At 64.7% G+C, this 18,685-nt stretch carries 13 protein-coding genes and 1 pseudogene; 13 read left to right on the top strand and 1 reads right to left on the bottom strand.

Annotated elements, in window-relative coordinates; all coding sequences use genetic code 11:
- Positions 1–3 precede the first annotated feature (3 nt).
- On the bottom strand, positions 4–468 hold the full coding sequence (locus K5Q02_RS16620) for a hypothetical protein (RefSeq protein ID WP_225832327.1): 465 nt from the start codon (positions 466–468) through the stop codon (positions 4–6).
- Positions 469–962: 494 nt separating this feature from the next.
- On the opposite strand from K5Q02_RS16620, the gene K5Q02_RS16615 reads away from it, so the two are divergent.
- From K5Q02_RS16615 to K5Q02_RS16555, 13 genes and pseudogenes are all read left to right on the top strand, one after another.
- Entirely contained in the window at positions 963–1,475 is a 513-nt protein-coding gene (locus tag K5Q02_RS16615) for a sigma-70 family RNA polymerase sigma factor (RefSeq protein WP_225832326.1), read from the top strand.
- Positions 1,472–2,419, top strand: coding sequence for a FecR domain-containing protein (locus K5Q02_RS16610; RefSeq protein ID WP_225832324.1), 948 nt, complete (start codon positions 1,472–1,474; stop codon positions 2,417–2,419). The genes K5Q02_RS16615 and K5Q02_RS16610 overlap by 4 nt, the downstream gene beginning before the upstream one ends.
- A gap of 304 nt (positions 2,420–2,723) precedes the next feature.
- Positions 2,724–5,153 (top strand): TonB-dependent receptor, encoded by a 2,430-nt coding sequence (locus tag K5Q02_RS16605; RefSeq protein ID WP_225832323.1) that lies wholly within the window; start codon positions 2,724–2,726, stop codon positions 5,151–5,153.
- Positions 5,154–5,353: 200 nt separating this feature from the next.
- The gene (locus K5Q02_RS16600) at positions 5,354–6,739 is read left to right on the top strand and encodes a diaminobutyrate--2-oxoglutarate transaminase (protein WP_225832321.1); all 1,386 of its coding nucleotides are present in this window, start codon (positions 5,354–5,356) and stop codon (positions 6,737–6,739) included.
- Between the two features lie 106 nt (positions 6,740–6,845).
- Positions 6,846–8,581: pseudogene (locus K5Q02_RS16595) on the top strand (IucA/IucC family protein).
- Positions 8,574–9,788: a type III PLP-dependent enzyme gene (locus K5Q02_RS16590; RefSeq protein WP_225832320.1), complete on the top strand. Its 1,215-nt coding sequence runs from the start codon at positions 8,574–8,576 to the stop codon at positions 9,786–9,788. Before K5Q02_RS16595 ends, K5Q02_RS16590 begins: the two are co-directional and overlap by 8 nt.
- On the top strand, positions 9,788–11,242 hold the full coding sequence (locus K5Q02_RS16585) for a DHA2 family efflux MFS transporter permease subunit (protein WP_225832318.1): 1,455 nt from the start codon (positions 9,788–9,790) through the stop codon (positions 11,240–11,242). The genes K5Q02_RS16590 and K5Q02_RS16585 overlap by 1 nt, the downstream gene beginning before the upstream one ends.
- An 11-nt stretch (positions 11,243–11,253) precedes the next feature.
- Entirely contained in the window at positions 11,254–13,122 is a 1,869-nt protein-coding gene (locus K5Q02_RS16580; protein WP_225832317.1) for an IucA/IucC family protein, read from the top strand.
- Positions 13,116–13,889 carry an HpcH/HpaI aldolase family protein gene (locus K5Q02_RS16575; RefSeq protein ID WP_225832315.1) on the top strand — a complete coding sequence of 258 codons (774 nt, stop codon included), beginning with the start codon at positions 13,116–13,118 and terminating at the stop codon, positions 13,887–13,889. The genes K5Q02_RS16580 and K5Q02_RS16575 overlap by 7 nt, the downstream gene beginning before the upstream one ends.
- Positions 13,890–13,893: 4 nt before the next feature.
- Positions 13,894–15,765 carry an IucA/IucC family protein gene (locus K5Q02_RS16570; protein ID WP_225832313.1) on the top strand — a complete coding sequence of 624 codons (1,872 nt, stop codon included), beginning with the start codon at positions 13,894–13,896 and terminating at the stop codon, positions 15,763–15,765.
- Between the two features lie 28 nt (positions 15,766–15,793).
- Entirely contained in the window at positions 15,794–16,669 is an 876-nt protein-coding gene (locus K5Q02_RS16565) for an ABC transporter substrate-binding protein (protein ID WP_225832312.1), read from the top strand.
- Positions 16,666–17,655: a FecCD family ABC transporter permease gene (locus K5Q02_RS16560; protein ID WP_225832310.1), complete on the top strand. Its 990-nt coding sequence runs from the start codon at positions 16,666–16,668 to the stop codon at positions 17,653–17,655. Before K5Q02_RS16565 ends, K5Q02_RS16560 begins: the two co-directional genes overlap by 4 nt.
- Positions 17,648–18,679 (top strand): FecCD family ABC transporter permease, encoded by a 1,032-nt coding sequence (locus K5Q02_RS16555; protein ID WP_225832309.1) that lies wholly within the window; start codon positions 17,648–17,650, stop codon positions 18,677–18,679. The genes K5Q02_RS16560 and K5Q02_RS16555 overlap by 8 nt, the downstream gene beginning before the upstream one ends.
- The last annotated feature ends 6 nt before the right edge of the window (positions 18,680–18,685 follow it).

Here is an 18,685-nt window from a genome sequence, read left to right as displayed (position 1 = left end):
GGGCTATTGAGGGAGTGCCTCCAGCGCACTCTGCAGTTCGGCTGCATCGCTGAAACGCTGTTCGCGAATCACGCTGCCGCCTTCCAGCTCCAGCCATTGCACAGTTTCCCGGTCGCCTTCATAGCGGCCTGCGACCCTGCCGGTCTGATCGAGCATGATGCGGTATTTGGCCGAGCGCATGGCCGGCACCGCGACCATCTTCGCCAGTGATGGCATCTTCTCGATATCTGCTACGTAGACCACGTGGCGCGCCTCCAGAAAACCTTCCGGTTTCTCCTCCAGTGCGCCATTGACCAGGCGTGCGGTCGACATGCTGCGTGCCACCAGCACCACGCGGGCGCTGTCATTGAGGGTGTAGGCTTTTTCGAACTGATCCAGCAGCGTCCAGGGCGTGGAAGGGGCGGGCGCATCGGTGGCCCAGGCGCTGGAACAAATAACGCTGAAAAGCAGGATGGAAATAGACTTCATGGCAGGCCGCTCTGTCGAAAACTCGCAGCACAATAGAGCGCAGCGGCTGTCATTGCCAAATGTTTTACTGCTTGGTCAGCTCAAATATCTCGCCCGGTTTTTCGCCTCGTATCGGCCTGAGGGCAGCCTTTACGTACACGTGCTTCACGCAACAATCGGCCGCGTGAAGCGCCAGGGCGAAGCGCATAGGATATTTTTCGCGCAACCAGAGTGAGTGCTGCAAAAGGAGAGCTCAGCATTCCTTTAAGTGTGTTCCAGACGGTTACCCGCATCGATTGCTCACTCTGAATGGCAGTACGTGCATTCCCACAACAAGGCGTTGCGCTACCTTCATTGACTGAGCCGACCGTCAGTACGTTCAAGGCGTTGAGAGGTATCCCTTGCGAGCAACGGAAAAGGGCTGCTGGCGACGAAATCCATCAGCAAGGCTACCGCTTGGGGCCGTTGTTAATTAGAATCGATCTCGTTATTGACTCTCGCAACGGGTGCCCGGCATGTCCGGTTCGGCTGTATCCAGTGAACAGGCTTTTCACGATCTCTACCGTGACCATCGCAGTTGGTTGGAGCAGTGGCTGAGCCGCCGCATGGGCAACGGCTGGGATGCGGCTGACCTCAGCCAGGATGCTTTTATCCGCGTGCTAGGCGGCTCCCAGATTATCGCCGAGCTGCAAGAGCCACGTGCGTACCTGAAAACCATTGGCAAACGCCTGCTGATCAACCTGCACAAGCGGCGCAGTCTGGAACAGGCTTATCTCGATGCATTGCTGCAACTGCCCGAGGCCTGTGCACCCTCGCCAGAACAGCGCTGGCTGCTGCTGGAAACCCTGCAGGCCCTCGACGAATTGCTCGATGGCTTACCGCCGGTCGTGCGCCGCGCCTTTCTGCTTAGCCAGCTCGAAGGGCTGGGCTACCGGGAAATCGCCGAACGCCTGGATGTTTCCGAGCGCAGCATCAAACGCTACATGGCTCAAGCCTACGAACACTGCCTGCTGGTCGAGCTGTGTTGAACAGCGAGATCAGTGACGATACCCGCCGTGTCGCACGTTCCGCAGCTCGCTGGCTGGCGCTGATCGAGTCCGGCGAGGCTGGTGAGCAGGATCACGCCGCGCTGCAGCGCTGGCGCGATCACAGTGCTACCCACGAGCATGCCTGGAAACGGGTTCAGGCACTGCGCTCGCGTTTCGACGGGCTGCCTCCCGAACTGGCCATGGCTAGCCTGAATCGCCCCGATCAGAGTCGTCGGCGCCTGCTCAAGGGTATGCTCGGGCTTGCAGCAGTGGCGCCAGCAGCCTGGCTGGTCACCCGCGAGTTGCCGATCGATGCCTGGCGGGCGGATATCTCCACCGGCACGGGCGAGCGTCGCAGCCTTACCTTGGCCGATGGCAGCGTGCTGGATCTGAATACAGCCTCGGCGGTGAACCTCGACGCCGGCCAGCGCCAGCTAACCCTGGTGCGCGGCGAAATTGCCTTGCGGGTTGCCGGCCCATCTCCCTTCATCATCGACACCGAACAGGGCAGGGCGACGCTCAGTGCAGGCGAGATCTGTGTGCGTCAGCAGGGCGATGTTTGCGAATTCTCGGTATTCAGCGGTACTGCGCAGCTACGGCCAACGGGCTACGACACGCTCGCCCTGCAGCCTGGCCAGCGCGTGCGCCTGCGGGAAGGGCGCATGGAGTCCACTCAGGCTTTCGATACCGGAGTGCCAGGCTGGCGTGACGGTGTGCTGATGGCCAACGACCAGCCCCTCGGCGATTTCCTGCGTGAGCTGGATCGCTACCGGCCCGGCATTCTGCGCTGGTCGCCGGAGCTCGAATCACTGCGCGTCACCGGCAGCTTCCGCCTCGCCGACACCGACCAGATCCTCGACCTCCTGGCCGCCAGCCTGCCCCTCGAAGTCCGCGCCCGCACCCGCTACTGGGTCACCCTGGTACCTCGTGAGCGAGCGGCCTGACCTGTAGGAGCCCGCTTGCGGGCGATGCGATTGCGGCCATCCCTATGATCTCTGTCGTGCTCACGATTCGCCCGCAAGCGGGCTCCTACGGTTTGAATGTATCTGCAAGAGGAGTGTCTGGCGCAGTCGGGTCGCCCTCGGCGCGAATGCGATGGTGACCATTGCGAAGATCCGTGGCGTGACCACCATTCGCCGCGGGGCGTGGCTCCTACAAGTTGGTTGTGAAATTTTTTCCTGCGCTCTGTCCCTTTTTCTTCACTGGCCTGTCATGGGTAGTAAGTGAATTAAAAAGAGAATGCTTCCCATGCCACTATTGACACGTCATCGGCCCCGTCTGGTGTCATCCATTTCCTACTCGACGGTATGTTTGAGCCTATTGCTCGGCTTAGGGGCCGTTGCGCCGTTCGCCGTCCATGCTCAGACCCCAGAGCGCAGCTACAACGTGCCGGGTAGCGACCTGGGGGCCGCGCTGAGCCGCTTTGCCAGTCAGGCTGGGGTGAGTCTTTCCGTCGATCCGGCGCTGGTCAGTGGCCACAGCACCCAGGGGCTTTCCGGCAGCTACAGCGTCGATGAAGGCTTCGCACGACTGCTGCAGGGCAGTGGGCTGCGTCTGCAGCCGGTAGGCGCTGAAGCCTATACCCTGGTGCCGGCTACTGAGGGTGCCGCAACCATGGAAATCGCCCCGACGGCGATCACTGGTGTCACCGATCCATCCGAGAGCCTGCAGGGTGAGCGTTATGCCGGTGGTCAGGTGGCGCGCCGTAGTTCGCAAGGTTTGTTGGGCTCCCGAGACTTCATGGAGTCGCCGCTGAGCATGACCACCTACACCAGCGAGGCAGTGAAGAACAATCAGTCGCGCACCCTGGCCGACCTGACCGCCAGCGACCCGGCAGTGCGTTCCACCAACCCGGCGGGCGGACGCTTCGAGCAGTTCACCATCCGCGGTTTCAGCCTGTTCAACAGCGATGTTTCCTATGGTGGGCTGTACGGGATCATGCCGACGTACTCCATCGATATGGAGATGGCGGATCGCGTCGACATCCTCAGAGGCCCCACCCAGCTGGTCAACGGCATCTCGCCGCGGGGCAGCGTCGGCGGCGGCATCAACGTGGTGCCCAAGCGCGCTACCGACAAGCCGATCACCGAATTTACCGGCAGCTATGCCTCGGACAGCCAGGTGGGCGGCGCTGTCGATGTCGGCCGTCGCTTTGGCGAGGACAACCGCTTCGGTATCCGTTTCAACGGCGTGAAACAGTCCGGCGATACCGAATGGGATCACCAGAAGGTCAACCGTGAAATGGCCGTGGTCGGCCTTGATTTCCGCGATGAGCGCCTGCGCCTGTCGATGGATGTGGGGCACACCGAGCGTGATACCGATGCACCGCAGGAGCGTGTTTTGGTATCTGATGCTGCACCTGTGCCGAAAGCCGATGATGTACGCCACAACTATGCACAGGCCTGGACCAAGGCCGAGACTAGCGACACCTTCGGCGCACTGCGCGGCGAGTACGATATCGACGATTCGTTGATGGTTTACGGCGCCGTAGGTGCACGCAAGAGCAATCACGACTTCGTGCGTCACAACGTATCGATCGCCAACGCGGCCGGTGATTTCACCGTTTCGCCGCGCGACTTCACCCGCGATGAAGACGTGCGCACCGTGAACGCGGGTGTGCGCAAGTGGTTCCAGACCGGCCCGGTCAGCCATGAAGTCAATCTGGCTGCCGACTACTTTTCCATGGATTTCGAGAATGGCGGTGGGCGTTACGCCACCGGCCAGAGCAATCTCTACAATCCGGTGGCCACGCCGACCCCAAGCCTCCGAACTCGCGATGATGCCAAGGTCTACACCGAGAACCGTTTCAGCGGTGTCGCACTTTCCGATACCTTGGGCTTTCTGGAAGATCGTGTACTGCTGACCCTTGGCGCACGCTGGCAGCGAGTGAAAGTCGATGACTGGTCAGATGGCGTGAAAGGCGACACCGCCTACGATGAGGAAAAACTGTCACCTTCGGTTGGTGTGTTGTTCAAGGCCACCGATCAGCTGTCGCTTTATGCCAACTACATGGAGGGGCTCAGTCAGGGCAAGATTTCTCCGACCAACTCGCTTAGACCTGACGAAATATTTCCGCCTTTCATCAGTCGTCAGATGGAAGCTGGAGCGAAGTACGACATGGGCAAGTTTGCCGTTACCGCCGCAGTGTTTCGTATCAAGCAACCCGCCTATGAAACAAATTCGACAACGCGGGAGTTTGGCCCCAACGGCAAACGCATCAACGACGGTATCGAGTTGAACGTGTTCGGCGAGCCTATCGACGGCTTCCGTCTACTCGGCGGTGTGATGTACATCGACAGCAACCTGGAAGATACCAACAACGGCGGCGCCACCGACGGCAACCGCGCTCCGGCGACGCCCGAGTACAACGCCAACCTCGGCGCTGAGTGGGACGTGCCAATGGTTAACGGCCTGACCCTGACCGCGCGCAGCATGTACAGCAGCTCCCAGTACCTGGATCAGGCGAATACCAAGGAGATCGACTCCTGGACGCGCTACGACGTGGGCGCGCGCTATGCCTTCAAGGTCGACGAGACCGATGTCACCTTGCGCGGCACCGTCGAAAACGTGGCCAATTCCCGGGACTGGATCTCCGCTGGCGCCTCGGACGACAGCGAGCCTGGCCTTACGCTCGCGACCCCGCGCACCTTCATTCTGTCGGCGACCCTCGGGTTCTGACAGTTCGTAGCACCTCTGCGGTGAACGCCCGTGTACCGGGCGCTCGCCGCACACAATAAAACCAACCATTCAGGGATGAAGCGGGAAGCCTCGCAGAAGGCTGCCCCGTGCTTTGCGTGACCTGCCATTGACTGATGAGTGCAGTGCTGACGACTTTCAACGGCTCCAACCGGAGCCTCGAACAGATAGAGGCGAGCACCATGTTGAGTGAACGAGCGATACCATTGGATCGATTCCAGCGCGATTCGGCCCACAGCAACAACGCGGATTACCTGGAACGCCAGGAACGATTCGAATCCAATGTGCGCAGTTACCCGCGCAAGCTGCCCCTGGCCATTGCCAAGGCGCAGGGCGTGTGGGTGACCGATGTCGAGGGGCGTCGATACCTCGACTGCCTGGCCGGCGCAGGAACCCTGGCGCTGGGCCACAACCACCCAGCCATCGTCGACAGCCTGTCGAGCTTTCTGGCTTCCGGGGTGCCCATGCACACCCTGGACCTCACCACGCCGCTGAAGGATGCCTTCAGCGAGACCCTGCTCGGCGTGCTGCCGAGCCAGGGCTATTGCCTGCAGTTCTGCGGTCCCTCGGGTGCCGATGCCGTGGAGGCCGCGCTCAAACTGGCCAAGACCGTTACCCGGCGCAGCAACGTGATCGCCTTTTCCGGCGGCTACCACGGCATGACCCATGGTGCCCTGGCAGTGACCGGCAATACCGGCCCGAAAGATGCCGTGGCCTCGCTGATGCCCGGTGTGCAGTTCATGCCGTTCCCCCACGAATACCGTTGCCCGCTGGGCATCGGCGGCGAGGCGGGTGCCCGTGCGCTGTCCTACTACTTCACCCAGTTCATCGAGGATGTCGAGAGCGGCGTTTGTCTGCCGGCTGCAGTGATCGTCGAGGCGGTGCAAGGCGAGGGCGGGGCCAACCCGGCCCCCAATCAATGGCTGCGAACCCTGCGCGAGGTCACCCGGCGCCACGGAATCCTGCTGATCCTCGACGAAGTGCAGGCCGGCTTTGGCCGCACCGGGCGGATGTTCGCCTTCGAGCATGCCGATATCGAGCCCGACATCATCGTCATGTCCAAGGCGGTCGGCGGCGGCCTGCCACTGGCGGTACTGGCCATCAAGCGCGAGTTCGATGCCTGGCAACCGGGCGCCCATACCGGCACTTTCCGCGGCAACCAGATGGCCATGGCCAGTGGCATGACTACCCTGCAGATCATTCAGGACGATGCCCTGACCGAGCAGGCTCAGGTGCGCGGTGACTGGCTGAAAGAGCGCTTCAATGTGATGCGTGAGCGCTACCCGGTGATTGGTCAGGTGCGTGGTCGCGGGCTGATGCTCGGCCTGGAAATCGTCGACGAGCGTCAGCCTGCCGACGCGCTGGGCGCCCACCCCATGGATGCTGCGCTGTCGGCTGCCATTCAGAGCCACTGCTTCAGGCAGGGCCTGCTACTCGAACGAGGCGGGCGCAATGGCAGCGTCATCCGCCTGCTGCCGCCTTTGATCATCGACGAGGCGCAGTGCAGTGAAGTGATCGTCCGTTTCGAACGCGCGCTGGACGCCGCACTGGGAGGTGCCCGTGGCTGATCTGTCTGCACGCGCCGTGCGTGCCTACCCAAACCTCGATGCCCAACCGAGCGACGTCACTCGCATCGATTCCGTCCATGCCAGCCTGGCGCGGGTGGTCAGTGAAATGGCTGCCTCCCACGCGCTGCTCAACTGCCTGATCAAGGAGTTCGCGCTGCCCGAGAACTGCGCACGTTATGCCTGGCCGTCCCATGTAAGAGGTATCGCACCCGCCAGCTACCTGCGCGCCATTCAAGGCAAGGGCATGCCGCTGGTGATCGATCTGCCGCAAAGGCGGCAGTTTCTAGTGCTGGTGGATCGCCGCGATCCGCTCGGTAGCCAGCGCTACCTGAGCGACGTGTACACGCGCCAGGGCGATGCCGACTGGCGTTGCCCGCCGTTCGCCGAATTCGCTGCGCAACTGCTGGAGGCCTGCCAGCAACTGACTGGTTCGCGCAACGACGAGTTGCTCGAACAGGTCATGCAGAGCCAGGGTGTTACCGCGGCCATCGTCGACAGCGCGCTGCAGGCGCAGGACCAGCACCCGCTGCGCGACTACCTGGCCAGCGAGCAGGGACTCTGGTTCGGCCACCCCAACCACCCGGCGCCCAAGGCCCGACTGTGGCCTGAACATCTGGGACAGAACACCTATGCTCCGGAGTTTCGCGCCCGGGTTGCGCTGCATGTTCTCGAAGTCCCACGGGATGGCCTGCAGGTGCGCGGCAACGGCCTGAGCGATGAGCAGGTGCTCGAAGGTTTCGCCAGCCAGGGCCTGGCACGCAGCGGGCGTGCGGCTATCTGTCTGCACCCGGTGCAGGCGCAGCTGTTCCTCGCCGACCCGCGGGTCAAGGCGCTGATCGCCCGTGGCGAGATCGTCGATCTCGGCCAGAAGGGCCCGTTGGCCAGCCCCACCGCCTCGATGCGTACCTGGTACGGCGAAGGCCGCGGTTATTTCCTCAAGGGCTCGCTCAACGTGCGCATCACCAACTGCGTGCGCAAGAACGCCTGGTACGAACTGGACAGCGCCATGCTCATCGACCGCCTGTTCACGCGCCTGCAGCGCGAGCACAAGGCCAGCATCGGCGGCGCTACCCTGGTCAGCGAGCCGGGTTCGCTGAGCTGGGCCCCGGCGCAGAGCAGCGCCGAAGACAGCCACTGGTTCCGCGAGCAGACCGGCGCCATCCTGCGCGAGAACTTCTGCCGCTACGCACCGCCTGAATCCTGTCTGATGGCGGGTACGCTGTTCGCCAGAGACCTGCAATTGCGGCCGCTGATCCATGGTTTCCTGCAGCAGGGATCGAAAAAGCCCAGCGACGACCATCTGCTGGGCTGGTTCGAGGCCTACCAGGCGCTGTTGCTGCGCCCGGTGCTGTCGCTGTTCTTCAATCACGGCGTGGTGCTCGAGCCGCACCTGCAGAACGCGGTACTGGTCCACGACAACGGCTGGCCAGCGCAATTGCTGTTGCGCGACTTCGAAGGCGTGAAGCTCACCGACGATCTGGGGGTGAGCTACATCGAAGAGGGCGTGCAAGAGCGCGTCCGCCAGTCGCTGACTTACTCGCGGCAGCGGGGCTGGAAGCGCATCAGCTACTGCCTGTTCGTCAACAACCTGTCCGAAGCGATCCTGGCGCTGAGCTGGGATGCCCGCACCTGGCGACCAGCATGTGGCAACGGGTCGAGCGCCAGTTGTTCGCGCTGCGTGGTGAACTGGCACGGCCAGCACCGGAGCTGGACGCGCTGCTTGCCGGGGATCCGATAGCCTGCAAGACCAACCTCAAGGTGCGTCTCTCGGCCCAGGCCGACCGGCATGCCGGTTACGTACAGCTGGTGTGCCCGTGGGGCGAGGGGGCAGCCCATGGATAAGCTGCCCACGACAGTGCTCGACGCCATCGAGCAGGCCCGCAGCCGCGCGGCGGATCCCCTGGCGGTGTTCGTCTACGACCTCGATGCACTGGCGCGGCATGTTCGCGAGGTGATGGCCGAGCTGCCAGCGGGCGTGGAGCTGTATTACGCGATCAAGGCCAACAGCGAGGCGCCGATCCTGCAGACGCTGTTGCCTCTGGTCGACGGCTTCGAGATCTCCTCCGGTGGCGAGATCGAGCGGCTGCAAGCGGCCGCCAGCGACAAACCCTTCGTGTTTTCCGGCCCCGGCAAGCTGGACTCCGACCTGCGTGCGGCGCTGAACCATGGCGTGGCCGCGATCCACGTCGAGAGTCTGGGCGAGATCGACCGCCTGCAACGCATCGGCGCAGAGCTGGGCCGTGTGCAGGCGGTGTTCATCCGCATCAACCCGGAACTGCCAGCCACGCTTTCCAGCCGCCTGGCCATGGCCGGCACCGCGACGCCTTTCGGGTTGGACGAGGACGACGTGCCTGAAGCGATCAGACGGGTAGAAGCCTGCAGCCATCTGCGGTTGGAAGGCTTCCATGTGCATGCGATGTCTCATCAGCAGCAGGTGGAGCGCCACGAGCAGTTGCTCGATCTGTATCTGCAGCGCTGGGCGCAATGGAAGGCCCTTGCCACGCGGCCTACGGCGATCACCCACCTGAACGTCGGCGGTGGCATCGGGGTGGACTACCTGAGCGGCGAGCGGTTCGACTGGGCGCGCCTGTGCCGCCACCTGGAGCAACGCCTTGGGGCGTTGCGCGACGCGCCGGTGGTACGCTTCGAGCCGGGGCGCTTCATCAGTGCGTTCTGCGGCTACTACGCCATCGAGGTGCTGGACGCCAAATCCAGCCACGGCCAGCATTTTCTGGTCTGCCGCGGCGGCACCCATCAGTTCCGCCTGCCGGTCGCCCAGGGCCATGACCACCCGGTGATCCATCTGCCAGCGACAGGCCGTGCTCCGAGCGGGGCGCCTCGGCCATGGACCATCGTCGGCCAGCTGTGTACACCCAAGGACGTGCTCAGCCGTGGTCGTCAACTGGTCGATGCCGTCGTGGGCGATCTGCTGGTGCTGCCGCTGGCCGGTGCCTACGGCTACAACATCTCGCATGCCGATTTCCTCTGTCATCCGCGGCCAGAACAGCTGTTCATCGTGGCCGAGGGCCGCCGCGGAGGTGCTGGATGATGGCGCCGGCACGGACTCCCGTCGTGGCGTCGCGCCGGCTGGTGGTGGTCGCCGTGATCCTTGGTACCACCACCGTGAGCCTAAACAACACCTCGCTGAATCCGGCATTGCCGGCCTTCATCGAAGCGTTCGAGCTGGGCCCGGTGATGGCCACCTGGATAGTCGCCGCCTTCATGGTGAGCATGGGCATGACCATGCCGCTGACCGGCTACCTGGCGCAGCGCGTGGGCCGCAAGCTCATGTACCTGGCCGGCCTGGCGCTGTTCGTGACGGGCTCGCTGCTGGGCGCCATGGCCGACTCCATCGCCTGGGTGATCACCGCGCGGGTGGTGCAGGGCATCGCCAGCGGGCTGATGATTCCGCTGTCCCTGGCGATCATCTTTTCGGTCTATCCGAAAGGCGAGCGGGGTGCGGTCACCGGCCTCTGGGGCGCCGCCGTGATGCTCGCGCCTGCGGTCGGGCCACTGTGCGGCAGCCTGGTGCTGCAGGGGTACGACTGGCGTGCGCTGTTCCTGGTCAACGTCCCCATCGGTCTGCTGGCCTTCGGCCTGGGCGTCAACGTGCTACCGAGGAACGAGGCAGGGGCGGGCAAGCCGTTCGATCTGACCGGCTACCTGCTGGTCGCGGTCGGTATCGGCGTGCTGATGCTCACCGTGGGGCAACTGCGCCACATGCAGGCCCTGCAGGATCCGCTCAACCTGCTCGGTCTGCTGCTGGCGGCGGCTTGCCTGCTGGGGTTCGTCAGGCATCAGTTGCGCCACACGGCGCCCCTGCTGGAGCTGCGTATCTTCGCCCTGAAAGGCTATCGGTCGAGCGTGATCATCGCCGTGGTGCAATCCATCGGCATGTTCGAGTGCCTGGTGCTGGTGCCGCTGCTGGTGCAGATGGTGATGGGCCACAGTGCCATCTGGACCGGTATCGCGCTGCTCTGCACCGCCTTGTCGGCGAGCGTGTTCGGTCACTACGGCGGCAGGCTGTTCGATCGCCATGGGCCGCGGGGCATCGTTTCGCTCGGCTTGCTGCTGACCGGCCTGGCGACCTTCGCCCTGGGCACCGTCGACCACGATGTCGGGATGTTGGCCATCTGCCTGCTTATGGTGGTGCGAGGTGCCGGCCTGGGGCTGTCCTACATGCCGGTGACCACCGCCGGGCTGGACGTGTTGCCCGAGGCCCTGATCACACAGGGCGCGGCGATGAACAACATCTCGCGCCGTCTGCTGTCGTCACTGGCCATCGTGCTGGCCTCGTTGTGGCTGCAGATTCGCCTCGGCGATGAGTGGGGCGCGGTGCACTCCGGGGCAGCCCAGGCCGGTACGGCCAGCGCCATCGGTGAAGTGTTCATCGCCACCGCGCTCCTGATCCTGCTCGCGCTGCCGTTCGCCTGGCGCTTTCCGCATTCCCCTTCCAACGACCCGGTCGAGCAAGGCTCGGCCCTGTCCGAACACCGTTCATGAGGTGTCTATCCATGTCTTCCTTTTCTCCACTTCGCTTGCCCGAACTCATCGCCCATGCCCACGGTTGGCTGACCCCAGCGGACCCTCAGCGCTACCGCCAGGTGTCGCAACGGGTGATCGGGCAACTGCTGCAAACCCTGCTCTTCGAAGATGTCCTGAACTATCGCTGCGAACCACTCGCAGACGGCCGCCAGCGCTTCATCGTCGAAGGGCGCGATGAGCAGGCCCAGGCCGTGGTCGAGTACCGCTGCCTGGGGCTACTCAGCGACAGCTTCGCCATCATTCGCCTGGATCCGGCCACCCTGCAGCGTGTCGATGCCCAGGGCCAGACCAGCCAGCCGGATCTGCACCAGGCGCTGGCGGAACTGCTTGGCGCCCTGGCCGACGGCCCGTACATGCCACGCTTCATTCAGGAACTGGAGCAGACGCTGCTCAAGGATCTGCAGTCGCGCACCCAGAGCTACCGGCCCGCCGCAGCGCCGCACACCCTGGATGCCGATACCCTGGAGCGGCATTTCATGGATGCCCACAGCTACCACCCTTGCTACAAGTCGCGCATCGGCTTTTCCCTGGACGACAACCGTCGTTACGGCCCCGAGTTCGGCCAGCCGCTGGCCGTGGTCTGGCTGGGCATCGCCCGGCAGTTGGGCTCCGCCAATGGCTCGCGGGGTGTGGATCTGCAAGCGTTCCTGATCGATGCATTCGGCGAGCAGCGCTGGGCCGAGATAGACCGCGCACTGGCCGAGCAGGGTCGTTCCCTGGACGATTATTGGCCGATTCCCGTGCACCCCTGGCAGTGGGAGCAGGTCATCGTGCCGACCTTCCAGGCCGAACTGGCGAGTGGCGAGTTGCTTTACCTCGGCACCTCGGGGGCCGATTACCGGGCCCAGCAGTCGATCCGCACGCTGGCCAACGTCGAGGAGCCCACCAAGCCCTATGTGAAGCTCGCGCTGAGCATGACCAACACCTCCAGCACGCGCATTCTGGCGCGGCACACGGTGATGAACGGGCCGATCATCAACGACTGGCTGCAACAGCTGATCGCCACCGACGCCACGGCGCGGGAGCTGGGTTTCGTGGTGCTTGGCGAGGTCGTCGGGGTGAGTTTCGACTACGCCCAGCTGCCGACCATCCGGCAAAGCCAGGCCTACGGCACCCTCGGTGCGATCTGGCGGGAGAACCTCAATACGTACCTGAAACCGGGCGAGCAGGGCGTACCGTTCAATGGCCTCAGCCATGTCGAGAACCGCTACGGCGAAGGTGATCAGCAGCCCTTCATCGATGCTTGGATCGCCCGCCATGGGCTGCATGCCTGGGTGCAGCAACTGCTGCGGGTCAGCGTGGCGCCCATCGTGCACATGCTTTATGCCGAAGGTATCGGCATGGAGTCCCACGGCCAGAACATCGTGTTGATCCACCGTGACGGCTGGCCAGAGCGTATTGCCCTCAAGGACTTCCATGACGGCGTGCGCTACTCGCCTGCGCACCTGGCCCGTCCGCACCTGGCGCCGCACCTGGTGCCACTGCCCGAAAGCCATGCGCGGCTGAACCGCAACTCGTTCATCCTCACCGAGGATGTCGATGCGGTGCGCGACTTTTCCTGCGATGCGTTCTTCTTCATCTGCCTGGCCGAACTGGCGATCTTCCTGCGTCAGCATTATGGGCTGGAAGAGGCCGAGTTCTGGCGCATGACCGCCGCCGTGGTGCTCGATTACCAGCGTGAGCACCCGCAGTACGCCGCGCGTTTCGCGGTGTTCGACGTGTTCGCCGCCGAGTACGAAGTGGAAGAACTGACCAAGCGCCGGCTGCTCGGTGATGGTGAGCGACGCTTCAAGCGGGTGCCCAACCCACTGCACATCCATGGGCCGCGCACATGCTGAGAACCAATCGACTCAAGGCGCAACTGGCCGCGGGCGACGGGCCCCGTGGCCTGATCGCGTCGATTCCCTCGCCGGCATCCATCGAGCTGATCGCCGAAGCCGGCTACGACTTCGTGATCATCGATCTGGAACATGTGCTGATCAACCCGGAAACCGTCGAGCACATGATCCGCACCGCCGAGAGTTACAGGCTCACGCCCCTGGTGCGGGTGCCGGACTTCGACCGCAAACGCATGCTGCGGCTGCTCGACGGCGGCGCCCAGGGCATCGTCCTGCCCCAGGTGGAACGGCCGGAGGACCTGCGCGCGGCGATCCGCGCCTGCAAGTACCACCCGCTGGGCGAGCGCAGCCTGAATGCCGGGCGTCCCGGTGCCTTCGGCAAGGCCAGCCTGGCCGAGTACGTCACTCAGGCCAACGACCAGATCATGGTCGTGGCCATGATCGAGAGCGTCGAAGGCGTGCGCCGTGCCTCCGAGCTGGCCGCAGTGCCGGGGCTGGACATGATCCTTGAAGGCGCTGCCGATCTTTCCCAGTCGTTCGGCACGCCCTGGCGTATCGACCAGCCCGCGGTGCAGGAAGCGCTGATCGATACCTGGCGTGCCGCCCAGGCTGCCGGCATCCCGTACTGCGCCATACCACGCCAGCCCGATGACCACCTGCGGTGGCTCGAGCGCGGCGTCAACACCTTCGTGCTGGGCGACGAACGCGGCATCGCGTTCCGCGCCCTCCAGGCCAGACTGGCCGCCACCTCGACGAGAGGAAACTGATCTCATGACCACCACCAAGCAAGCCATCGCCAACGATCTGGTGATGCAGGGCCTGATCGACTGCCTGCTCGCCGAAGACTTCTTCGGCACCCTCGACGCCAACCTGACCGAGCCTGCCGCCTGGCGTGCCGCTCAGCCCGACTCGCCGCTCGCCAGCGTGGAGGCGCCGCACAAGATCTGGCACTGGCATTACGACCCGGCCGAGCAGCGCGGCCTGGCGGTCGCCCTGAAGGCCGGCATCACCCAGACCTGGGAGAAGGTGTCGGGAACCCCGGTGCTCGACGTGCAGGGCGGCAGCACCCGGCTGCTGAGCCCCGATGCGTTCATGGCTCTGGCGCTCAAAGGCGTGAAAGTCGATGCGGTCGACAACGACAAGGGCATCGAGCTGTTCATGGACGTGCTGCGTACCAGCGTCCGGCAGACCGCGCTGTCACTCGATCATCAGGTGCCTACGGGCGGCCTGCTGGAAAAGGACGGTGCCGCATTCTTCCTGGCCATGGAGCAGTGGGGCTCGCTGCGCGACCGCCCGTTCCATCCCCTGGCCAAGGCCAAGCAGGGCCTGGACGATGCCCAGTACCGGCAGTATCAGGCGGAGTTCGACCAGCCACTGGCGCTCAACTGGGTGGCCGTGGCCAAGGGCAGTCTGACCTTTGGCGATGGCGTCGACGGCCTGGACAGCTGCCAGCCAGCCCACTACATCCTCGATACCGAGCAGCGCGCAGACCTGGATGCCGAATTGCGTGCCCTCGGCCTCGCTGACAGCCATGTCGCCCTGCCTGTGCACCCCTGGCAACTGGAGCGGGTGCTGCCTGCGCAGCTCGGCGGCGCATTCGAGCGGGGTGATTGTCACCGTCTGAACTTCCAGAAGGGCAGCTTCAATCCCACGTCCTCCCTGCGTTCACTGGCTTGCGCTGCGGCGCCGGCCGATCACATCAAGCTGCCGATGGCCGTGTATTCGCTGGGCGCCTCCCGTTATCTGCCCGCCGTGAAGATGATCAACGGCGGGCTGAGCGAAGCGTTGCTGCGCCAGGGCCGGGAGCGTGACGAGGTGCTGCGAGAAACCCTGCACATCTGCGACGAAAGCAAATGGTGGGGTTACATGCCTGACGGCGGCACATTGTTCGATGAGGCGCCGCGGCACCTCTCGGCCATGGTTCGTGGCTATCCGCCGAAACTGCTCGCAGACCCCGCCAAACGTCTGCTGCCCATGGCCGCGCTGGGCACACCGCTGCAGGACAGCGACCGGCATTTCTTCGACGACTGCATCCGCCAGCGCGGTCTGCCTGCGGGCCCGTCCTCGGTGCTGCAGTTGTTCGGCGAGCTGTGCGAGCTGTTCTTCGACGTCAACCTGCGCATGTTCCGCCTCGGCATGCTAGGCGAAGTACACGGCCAGAACGCGGTGCTGGTGTATGAAGCGGGCACGGTCAGCGGCCTGCTGCTGCGTGACCATGACTCGCTGCGCCTGTACGTGCCCTGGCTGGAGCGCAATGGCATGCTCGACCCGCAGTACCGGATCAAGAAGGGCCATGCCCAGACGCTCTACCACGAGCGCCCCGAGGATCTGCTGTTCTGGCTGCAGACGCTGGGCATCCAGGTCAACCTGCGCGGTATCATCGACACCCTGGAGCGAGTCTACGACGTGCCGGCCGTGCAGGCCTGGCGCGTGTTGCGTGACGCGCTGAACGAGCGAATCGCTGCCGTGCCGTTCGACGACGGAGCCCGCGCCGTGTTGCGTGGCCAGTTGTTCGAGTCCGCGACCTGGCCGCAGAAACTCCTGCTGCGCCCGATGATCGAACGAGCCGGTGGGCCGGGCAGCATGCCGTTCGGCAAGGGGCTAGTCGTCAATCCACTGAATAGGATCGAGCTTGGAAGGTAATAAGGGGTCGTTGTCCAGGCGCACGTTGATGCGCCTGTCCCTGGGAGCTCTCGCTGCAGGTGCAATCCCTCTGGCCAAGGCCGGGCCTGCACCGCAGCGGATCATCACGCTGTTTCAGGGCGCCACCGATACCGCGGTGGCGCTCGGCATTCGGCCGGCTGGCGTAGTCGATTCGTGGAGCGAGAAGCCCATGTATCGCTACCTGCGCCCAGCCCTGTCAGGCGTGCCCCATGTCGGCCTGGAAACCCAGCCGAGTCTGGAGGACATCGCCTTGCTCGCGCCGGATCTGATCGTCGCCTCGCGGTTTCGCCACGAGCGGATCCAAGGGTTGCTCGAACAGCTGTGCCCGGTGGTGATGCTGGACGAGGTGTTCGAATTTCAGAAGACCCTGCGCGTCATGGGTGTCGCCACCGCGCGCAGGGTCGAGGCGGATGCCCTGCAGGCGAGCTGGGACGCACGCGTCGCTGCGCTCGGGGCTCGTCTGCAGGCGAATTTCGGCGAGCGCTGGCCGCTCAGCGTGTCGGTACTGGATGTTCGCGAGGATCACTTGCGCAGCTACCTGCCCGACAGCTTCGCCGGCAGTGTGCTCGGCCAGCTCGGTTTCGTGTGGAACGAGCAGGGCCGCAATGCAAAGGGCGTGTCCATCAAGCTCAGCAGTCGGGAAAGCCTGCCGGTGGTGGATGCCGACGTGTTCTTCGTTTTCGGGCGTGCCGACAGCCCGGGCGTACAGCGTCACTACCAGAGTCTGACCGCGCATCCGCTGTGGCAGCGCATGGCGGCGCCACAGGCAGGGCGGGTCTGGTGGGTGGATGGGGTGGCGTGGATCTTCTCCGGCGGCATCCTTGGCGCCAACCGCATGCTCGACGATATCGAACGCACGATTCTGCAGGGCGACCACTCATGAGTGCCGCCGTCAAACTCGGCATCGCGCTGCTGATGCTGCTGGCCTGCTGTGCGCTGAGCCTGTCCATCGGCGCCACCTGGATCGCGCCACGCACGGTGTTCGCCGCGCTGCTGCATGCCGACCCGCTGAACATCGAGCAACTGCTGGTCAGCACCACACGGCTGTCGCGTACGCTGATGGCGGTGGTGGTCGGAGCCAGCCTGGCGGTGGCCGGTGCACTGATGCAGGCCATGACCCGCAACCCGCTGGCGTCGCCGGGGCTGTTCGGCATCAACGCCGGGGCCACCTTTTCGCTGATTCTCTTCCTGTCGTTGTTTTCCATCAGTTCTCCCGAGCAATGGCTGTGGAGCGCCTTCATCGGTGCGGCGGTGGCCGGGGCGCTGGTGTGGCTGGTGGGCAATAGCGGGCAGGGCGCGCTAAACCCTTTGCGCATGGTGCTCGCCGGTGCGGCGATCACCGCGCTGTTCACCGCCTTCAGCCAGGCACTGCTGGTGATCGATCAGCAGGGCCTGGACACGGTGCTGTTCTGGCTGGCCGGTTCGCTTAGCGAGCGCAGCCTGGAAACCGCTCAGCCGTTGCTGATCTGCGCGCTGCTGGCCTTGCTGGTCGCCTGCCTGCTCGGTGCCCAGGTCAATGTGCTCAACGCCGGTGTACAGATTGCCATCGGCCTGGGCCAGCGTACCGGGCTGATTCGCCTGCAACTGGGCGTGCTGGTGGTGATGCTGGCCGGTAGCGCGGTGGCGCTGGCCGGTAGCATCGGTTTCATCGGCCTGATCGTGCCGCACGTGGTGCGTCGCCTGATCGGCATCGACCACCGGGTGATGCTGCCCGGCTGCGCGCTGCTCGGTGCCACGCTGCTGCTGGTGGCCGACATCCTGGCCCGGGTGGTGATTCTCCCGCAGGAAGTGCCGGTCGGGGTGATGACGGCCCTGTTCGGTGCGCCGTTCTTCATTGCATTGGCCAGGCGCGGAGGTCGTCATGAGTAAGCCAGTCGTGCTGCGCTGGCGCGGTTTCTCCCGCAGCATCGAGCGCAAGGGCTCGTTACGTCTGCTGCTGGCCGTGCTGTTCAGCGTAGCGGTGATGCTGCTGAGCCTGTGTCTGGGCAAGGTCGTGCTGTCGCCGCAGAGCGTTTTGCAGATGTTGGCGGGCGAGGGCAGTGCGGCCTTGTCGTTCATCGTCGAGCAACTGCGCCTGCCGCGCCTGCTGCTCGGTGCGCTGATCGGCGGTGCCCTGGCGGTGTCCGGGTTGATCCTGCAGGCCATCGTGCGCAACCCGCTGGCCTCGCCGGACCTACTCGGGCTGTCCAGCGGTGCCAGTGCGGCGGCGGTGCTTTATCTGTCCGCCTTCGCAGCGACCTGGGGCATGGGCGGCTTGCCGCTGGCCGCAATGCTCGGTGCGGGCTGCGCCGCGCTGGCGGTCTACGGCCTGGCCTGGAAGCAGGGCACCTCGCCGCTGCGACTGGTGCTGATCGGGGTCGGCATCTCGGCGATGCTGGCCGCAGCCACCACCTTCATGCTGGTGTTCAGCCCGTTGACCACCACCTTGTCGGCCTATGTCTGGCTGACCGGCAGCGTGTACGGCGCTGGTTGGCCCGAAGTGCGTGCCCTGGCGACCTGGCTGCTCTGCCTGCTGCCGATCCTGATCCTGCTGTCGCGCCATGTGGTGGTTCAGCAACTGGACGAAGGGCTGGCCCGCGGCATCGGTGTGCGCGTGCAGTGGCTGCGCGCCGCGCTGCTCGCCGTCAGCGTGGCGCTGGCGGGCTCCGCCATCGCCTGGGGAGGTGCCATGGCCTTCGTGGGGCTGATCGCCCCGCATATCGCCCGGCAACTGATCCCCATCGGCTTCGCCGCCCAGGCCTGCATGGCGGCGCTGGTCGGCGCCAACCTGGTGATGCTCGCCGACCTGGCGGGGCGCACCCTGTTTCTGCCGCTGGATCTGCCTGCCGGCATTTTCGTCGCCGTGTTCGGCACCCCGTATTTTCTGTACCTGCTGATCAAGCAGCGGCAGTGAGGAATC

This window comes from Pseudomonas sp. MM211, from assembly GCF_020386635.1.
Classification (GTDB): Bacteria; Pseudomonadota; Gammaproteobacteria; order Pseudomonadales; family Pseudomonadaceae; genus Aquipseudomonas.
The sequence above is the reverse complement of the archived record's forward strand: the minus strand, read 5'-3'. Positions and strand labels throughout refer to the sequence as shown.

What these genes read in the sequence shown, in the direction of transcription:
- K5Q02_RS16620 (WP_225832327.1), bottom strand. Translation starts at nt 468, where the DNA reads ATGAAGTCTATTTCCATCCTGCTTTTCAGCGTTATTTGTTCCAGCGCC.
- K5Q02_RS16615 (WP_225832326.1), top strand. Translation starts at nt 963, where the DNA reads ATGTCCGGTTCGGCTGTATCCAGTGAACAGGCTTTTCACGATCTCTAC.
- K5Q02_RS16605 (WP_225832323.1), top strand. Translation starts at nt 2,724, where the DNA reads ATGCCACTATTGACACGTCATCGGCCCCGTCTGGTGTCATCCATTTCC.
- K5Q02_RS16600 (WP_225832321.1), top strand. Translation starts at nt 5,354, where the DNA reads ATGTTGAGTGAACGAGCGATACCATTGGATCGATTCCAGCGCGATTCG.
- K5Q02_RS16590 (WP_225832320.1), top strand. Translation starts at nt 8,574, where the DNA reads ATGGATAAGCTGCCCACGACAGTGCTCGACGCCATCGAGCAGGCCCGC.
- K5Q02_RS16585 (WP_225832318.1), top strand. Translation starts at nt 9,788, where the DNA reads ATGGCGCCGGCACGGACTCCCGTCGTGGCGTCGCGCCGGCTGGTGGTG.
- K5Q02_RS16580 (WP_225832317.1), top strand. Translation starts at nt 11,254, where the DNA reads ATGTCTTCCTTTTCTCCACTTCGCTTGCCCGAACTCATCGCCCATGCC.
- K5Q02_RS16575 (WP_225832315.1), top strand. Translation starts at nt 13,116, where the DNA reads ATGCTGAGAACCAATCGACTCAAGGCGCAACTGGCCGCGGGCGACGGG.
- K5Q02_RS16570 (WP_225832313.1), top strand. Translation starts at nt 13,894, where the DNA reads ATGACCACCACCAAGCAAGCCATCGCCAACGATCTGGTGATGCAGGGC.
- K5Q02_RS16565 (WP_225832312.1), top strand. Translation starts at nt 15,794, where the DNA reads ATGCGCCTGTCCCTGGGAGCTCTCGCTGCAGGTGCAATCCCTCTGGCC.
- K5Q02_RS16560 (WP_225832310.1), top strand. Translation starts at nt 16,666, where the DNA reads ATGAGTGCCGCCGTCAAACTCGGCATCGCGCTGCTGATGCTGCTGGCC.
- K5Q02_RS16555 (WP_225832309.1), top strand. Translation starts at nt 17,648, where the DNA reads ATGAGTAAGCCAGTCGTGCTGCGCTGGCGCGGTTTCTCCCGCAGCATC.